Source organism: Streptomyces sp. AC627_RSS907, assembly GCF_019049165.1.
Genome location: NZ_JAGMUE010001306.1, coordinates 1 through 619 on the forward strand (window position 1 = coordinate 1; position 619 = coordinate 619).

The following is a 619-nucleotide window of genomic DNA, read 5'->3' on the forward strand; positions in this document are numbered from 1 at the left end:
CCTGTAGTCACTGAGCAGACCGCTGACGTTGACGACCTCGTGGCACCCCTGCGCCCGTTGTCCCGTCGCCGGCGTGCCCGGCTTCGCGCAGGTTATCTGGGCCCGCACGGTGGCGTTCTCGGTGATCCGGATGGGAGTGACCCAGTGGTAGTCCAGGTTGCGGAAGGTCTCCAGTGCGATCGTCGTGATCTTGCGGTTACCGAAGTGGATGGTCAACACCCCTTCGTCGCCTTGGTAGTTGGAGACGACGATGTCGGTGACCTCGAACATCTTGCCCTTCTCCACCTTGTACGGAGTGGCACCCACCGCGCCCGCGGGCGCCTCCACGTCGAGCGTGGCCGAATGCTGTTCCTTGCCGCCGGTCGTGTCACCGCCCCTGGCCTTGCCGTCGCCACCGTTCTGACCGCCGGCCCCGGGGCCCTTCTCGCCACCGGGCTGAGTGTCCGTGCCGCCGCCGGGCTGAGTGTCCGTACCGCCCCCGGGCCGCTGGTCCGCGCCGCCGCCGGCCCCCTGTTCGTCCTGGCCGGGCACGCTCGGTCCGGGCGTCGGCCGGGGGCGCACGACGTCGTTGGCCGCGTCCTTGGCCGCACTGCGCACGGTGGGGCGCACGAGCAGGAGC

At 70.4% G+C, this 619-nt stretch carries 1 pseudogene; it reads right to left on the reverse strand.

What is annotated here, in order from left to right:
• Positions 1 to 597 (reverse strand): annotated as a pseudogene (locus tag KUM32_RS41625) (hydrolytic protein); the annotation flags it as partial.
• Positions 598 to 619: the final 22 nt, after the last annotated feature.